Origin of the sequence: Micromonospora sp. M51, assembly GCF_018070305.1 — a bacterium.
Classification (GTDB): domain Bacteria; phylum Actinomycetota; class Actinomycetes; order Mycobacteriales; family Micromonosporaceae; genus Micromonospora; species Micromonospora parva.
The window spans coordinates 1-4671 of sequence record NZ_JAGPXZ010000499.1 but is presented as its reverse complement, the minus strand read 5'-3'; the positions used below and the strand labels follow the sequence as shown (position 1 = coordinate 4671).

The 4671-nt window shown below is 72.8% G+C and carries 5 protein-coding genes; 1 reads left to right on the top strand and 4 read right to left on the bottom strand.

Annotation, left to right across the window (positions count from 1 at the left end; all coding sequences use genetic code 11):
• Positions 1 to 274, bottom strand: a 274-nt coding sequence (locus KBX53_RS23035) for an FAD-binding protein (protein WP_210861590.1), incomplete at its 3' end; no start/stop codon positions are given.
• A gap of 131 nt (positions 275 to 405) precedes the next feature.
• Positions 406 to 768, bottom strand: a complete 363-nt coding sequence (locus KBX53_RS23030; protein WP_030334370.1) for a YciI family protein — start codon at positions 766 to 768, stop codon at positions 406 to 408.
• Between the two features lie 243 nt (positions 769 to 1011).
• On the opposite strand from KBX53_RS23030, the gene KBX53_RS23025 reads away from it, so the two are divergent.
• The gene (locus KBX53_RS23025) at positions 1012 to 1884 is read left to right on the top strand and encodes an aldo/keto reductase (protein ID WP_210861589.1); all 873 of its coding nucleotides are present in this window, start codon (positions 1012 to 1014) and stop codon (positions 1882 to 1884) included.
• Between the two features lie 46 nt (positions 1885 to 1930).
• Here KBX53_RS23025 and KBX53_RS23020 read toward each other — a convergent pair whose 3' ends face one another.
• Complete coding sequence (locus tag KBX53_RS23020) at positions 1931 to 2323, bottom strand: hypothetical protein (RefSeq protein ID WP_030334374.1); 393 nt, start codon at positions 2321 to 2323, stop codon at positions 1931 to 1933.
• 12 nt (positions 2324 to 2335) lie between these two features.
• Entirely contained in the window at positions 2336 to 4543 is a 2208-nt protein-coding gene (locus KBX53_RS23015) for a M48 family metalloprotease (protein ID WP_210861588.1), read from the bottom strand.
• Positions 4544 to 4671: the final 128 nt, after the last annotated feature.

The window sequence follows — 4671 nt, the reverse complement described above, 5'->3', positions numbered from 1 at the left end:
CCAGGGCACCGTCCAGCGCCCGGCCGGCCCAGTCGTGCCCGCCGGAGCGGACCGAGACGGGCAGGTGGCAGCGGGCGGCGACGCGGACCGCCTCGGCCACCTCGTCGGCCTCCCGGCAGTGGGCGACCAGCGCGGGCGTCCGCGCCACCGCACCGTTCCAGAGTTGGGTGGTGGCGGCGTAACCGGGATCGCCCGGCTCGTGCAGCCGGTCGCCGAGCAGGGCACGTAGTCGGGCGGCGGCGGACGCGACATCACCGGTGGCGGCGGAGGTCATGGCGACTCCTCGACCGGGGCCGACCCACGACACCGGGTACGCCCCGGCGGCGGCCCGCGCAGGGCGCGACCGTAGCACCGGCAGGCGGGCGAGCGCCGTCGCCATCACGACAGCCACCGATGGACGGCTGCTCAGCTCCCCGCTTTGACCAGCGGAAACTCCAGGGAACCCGCCGGGCAGAGGAAGGTCAGCACTTCCACCCGGTAGAGCCCGGCCTGCACCGCGGGGTCGGCCTCCAGCACGCTGCGGACGTCGTCGACGCTGCCGGTGCGGGCCAGCCCGAACCCGATCGGCGGATCCGGCTCGCGGGCCGGCCCGTCCACTGAGCCGGCGACCAGGATGATGCCGCGTCGCTGCAACGCCTGCATGTGCTCGGTGTGCTCGGCCTGCAACCGCTGCACCGTCTCGGCGGGCAGGGCCCGCCCGGCCGCGCCGGGATAGATCACGATGCACTCGTACGTGTCGAGCGCGAAGTTGACCTGCGGCACTCCCATGGGTGCTCCCTCCGCCGTCGCGCCGGAAACGCACCGGCTCCGGCCAGCGTCGCACGGACACCCCGGTCGTACCGGGTGCTTCCCGGCAACTCGGCTCGGCGCGCCCACGGCGTGTCCGCGCCCACACTCGACCGACCGGCGGCATGGCAGCGGAGTTCCGGGGGATGATCCATCAGTGGCGGGTGGGCTCTTCACGCCCGCGCTGTCCACGCCCGCCACGACGAGACGATTGGGGATCGGGCAATGGCAACAAATATCAGTGAGCAACCCGCGAAGGCGTCCGGCACGTACCGGATCGGTGGCGACGTCACCGTCAACCGGCTCGGCTACGGGGCCATGCAGATCACCGGTCCGGGTGTCTGGGGTGACCCGAAGGACCCGGCCGAGGCCGTTCGGGTGCTGCGCCGGGCGATCGAGCTGGGCGTGACGTTCATCGACACCGCCGACTCGTACGGGCCGTTCGTCTCGGAGCTGCTGATCCGGGAGGCCCTGCACCCGTACGCCGATGACCTGGTCATCGCGACGAAGGCCGGGTTGAGCCGCTCCGGCCCCGGCGACTGGCGGGCGCTGGGCCGCCCCGAGTACCTGCGCCAGCAGTGCGAGCTGAGCCTGCGCCACCTCGGCCTGGACAGCATCCCGCTGTACCAGCTGCACCGGATCGACCCGAAGGTGCCGCTCGCCGATCAGCTCGGTGAGCTGGCCCTGCTGCGGGAGGAAGGCAAGATCCAGCACATCGGGCTGTCCGAGGTGAGCGTCGCGCAGATCGAGGAGTCCCGCGCGATCACCGACATCGTGTCGGTGCAGAACCTGTACAACCTGGCCAACCGCAGCGCCGAGGACGTGCTGGAGTACTCCGAGCGCAACGACCTCGCGTTCATCCCGTGGTTCCCGATCGCCCCCGGGGAGCTGGCCCGCCCGGGCGGCCCACTGGACGCCATCTCCACCGCGCACGGCGCGTCGCCCGCCCAGCTCGCGCTGGCCTGGCTGCTGCGCCGCTCACCGGTGATGCTGCCGATCCCCGGTACGTCCTCGGTGGCGCATCTGGAGGAGAACGTGGGCGCCGCCGACGTGCGGCTCACCGACGACGAGTTCGAGGCGCTCGCCAAGGCGAGCTGACCGCTCCCCGGACGCCGCCGAACCAGTCGACCCGGACGCCGTCGACTCAGTCGGCGGCGTCCGTACCGGGCTCCCGGGCCGCCCGCAGCGCCTCGGTCGCCTGGGCCAGCAGGCGCGCCGAGTCGGTGCGCCCGCTCACCTGCAACTCCACCTCGGTGTCGCCGGACTGGATCCGGATGCTGGCCTCGGTGCGCTGCTGGTCCACCCAGGACTGCAGCAGGTTGAACAGACCCGGCAGCAGGCCCTGGGCCAGCACCGCGATGATCACCGCGTCGCTGAAGCCCGGCCGGCCCCCGCCGCCGCCGGCCTGGCGGACCACCGGCCGGTACTCCGGCCGGCGGTGGATCCAGGTCAGCAGGTCGACCGACGGCTGCTGTCGCTGCCGGGGGTTGATGGTCAGCCGTACGGGCAGCCGGGCGGCGGTGTTGCTGTCGGTCACGGACTCTCCCGGTCAGTTGGTGGCGGGGCGGAAGGTGACACCCTCCCCGTCGGCGGTGACGACACCGGTGACGGAGAACGGGTCGTCGTCGGTGAACGGTGAGTCGCCCCCGAAGTAGGTGTTGGTCCCGCTGACCTGCACCTGACCCCGGGTCTCGCTCGGGGTGGTGACCTCGGCGCTGGCCGGGCCGGTCAACTCGATGGCGAGCTTCGGGTACTCCAGGATCTTCCAGGTGACCTTCTGCGCGGACCCGCCGTAGTAGCGGAACGGGCAGCCCGGTGGCGCGGGGACCGTCTGCTTGGCGCACTCTTCCAACCAGGCGCGCACCCGGGCGTCGACGGCCTCGACCGCCGCCGGCTTGAGCACCGGGGCCAGTTGCAGGGTGGCCGTGTCCTGCCCCGGACCGACCGCCAAGGTCTCGGTGGGCGTCTCGCTGAGCGCGCTGGACGGCCCGGTCGCGGTGTAGCCGCCGGGCAGCAGCGCCAGCGCCGGGCCGTCGGTGCCGCCGGGCAGTTCGACGCCGTTGAGTCGTACCCCGGGGCCGCCGATCGCGACACCGAGCGAGGTCAGGCCTCCGCTCACCCGCCAGCCGCGGAACATCCCGGCAGTGGTTTGCTCGTCGCGACGCAGGCCGAGTGTCGCGGTCTGCCGCTCACCGCCCAGCCGGTACGTCACGGTGGCCGTGGCGGTGTCGTCGTCACGCTCCAGCGAACTGATCTCGACGTCGGTCGGTGGTTGGTAGCCCTCGCCGCGCAGCAGTTGGGCGAGCAGCTCGCGGTCGGGGGCGCTGCTCCCGTCGGCCAGGAGGTCGAGTGCGGCGTCGCTGTCCCGGTCGGCGAGCGCGGCGAAGTAGCCGTCGACAGTCGCCTGGGGGCGGAAGAACGCCCACTGCACCACCCCGAGCCCGCCGGTGCCGACGCAGGCCACCAGCACGAGGACGCCGACCAGCAGCCAGGTGCGGCGGGTGCCGACCGCGCCGGTGTGCCCGAACAGCCGCTCGACGGTGACGTCCGCGGCGGCGTCCGCACCGGCGGACGCGCCGGCCACCGAGGCCCGTTCCAGCGCGTCGAGCCGGAGTTCGTGCGGCGGGTGGGTGGCGCAGACCGCCTCGTCCCAGCCGCTGCGACCGGACTCGAAGGACAGCCGGCGCTCCAGGATGCGCCGCATCCCGTCGACGTGCCCGGTGAGCACGGCGCCGAGGTCGGCCCGGTACTCCGCGGCCCGGACGTCGCGGGCGTGCAGCGGCAGCACCACGTACCGCATGATGAGCAGCACCGGCCAGAAGAACAGGAAGACCACGAAGTTGGTGGCCGGGTGCGGGAACGTCCGCATCAGCCAGGTCGGCAGGGCGTGCGCGAGGGTGAGCGGCAGACCGACACCACGGACGAAGGCGCTGGTGATCTCGTCCCCGGTACGCCAGTGCACCAACTCGTGACTGAACAGCGCGGCGATCTCGTCGTCCGGTTCGGTCAGCACGGCGGTGGTGACCACCACGTGCCGGGCGTAGGTGCGGGCGTTGCTCAGGACCGGGTCGTCCTCCATCAGCAACCGTGGCACGCTGGGCAGGCCGAGTCGTCGGGCACAGTCGTCCAGCACGGGCCGCAGCCGCGCCGCCTCGCGGCGGCTGGGCTGGCGGGCACCGGAGACGACCAGTAGTCGCGGTTCCAGCAGCACGCGGTAGAGCGTGTAGAGGACCCCGATCAGCGCCGCCGCGGCGACGGTGCCGAGCAGGCCGGCGATCACGGGGAGCGGTCCTTCGGCACCGACCCAGGGCAGCACCAGCACGGAGATGAAGCCGCCCACGAAACCGACGGCGAAGCCGACGACGCCGCCGAGCACTCCGGCGGAGCGGCTCATGAACGTTTCCAGCAGGGAGCCGATCAGCGGCGCGTCGCGCAGCACCTGCGGCACCTGGTCGTCAGCCCCGATGCCGCCGGCGAAGAGGCCGACGACGCCGAGGCTGAGGCCGCCCCAGAACGCCAGCAGCAGCCCGATCGGCAGGTAGAACCAGGTGGCGGCGAAGGCGCCCAGCACACCGCGCCAGTCCCGCAGGATCCCGGCCCGCAACCAGACCAGCGCGCTGGGATAACCCGGTGGCCGGTCGGCGAACCCGCCGACCGACGACGGCGGGTCGGCCGCTGGCGGCTCGGCGGCCCGGACGTCGAGCTGCGGCACTGTCGGCGGGGTGTTCTCCGGCGGCACGGTGTGCGGCTCGGTCATGCGCGCTGCTCCTTCGGGAGGGTCACCCGTCCTCCGTCGCCAGTGGACAGTCGCAGCAGGTTATCGGGAACATCTGATGTCTGCCACACCCTTTTCCGGGAACGTCGGGCAACCGACACTTACCGATC

What these genes read in the sequence shown, in the direction of transcription:
- KBX53_RS23030 (WP_030334370.1), bottom strand. Translation starts at nt 768, where the DNA reads ATGGGAGTGCCGCAGGTCAACTTCGCGCTCGACACGTACGAGTGCATC.
- KBX53_RS23025 (WP_210861589.1), top strand. Translation starts at nt 1,012, where the DNA reads ATGGCAACAAATATCAGTGAGCAACCCGCGAAGGCGTCCGGCACGTAC.
- KBX53_RS23015 (WP_210861588.1), bottom strand. Translation starts at nt 4,543, where the DNA reads ATGACCGAGCCGCACACCGTGCCGCCGGAGAACACCCCGCCGACAGTG.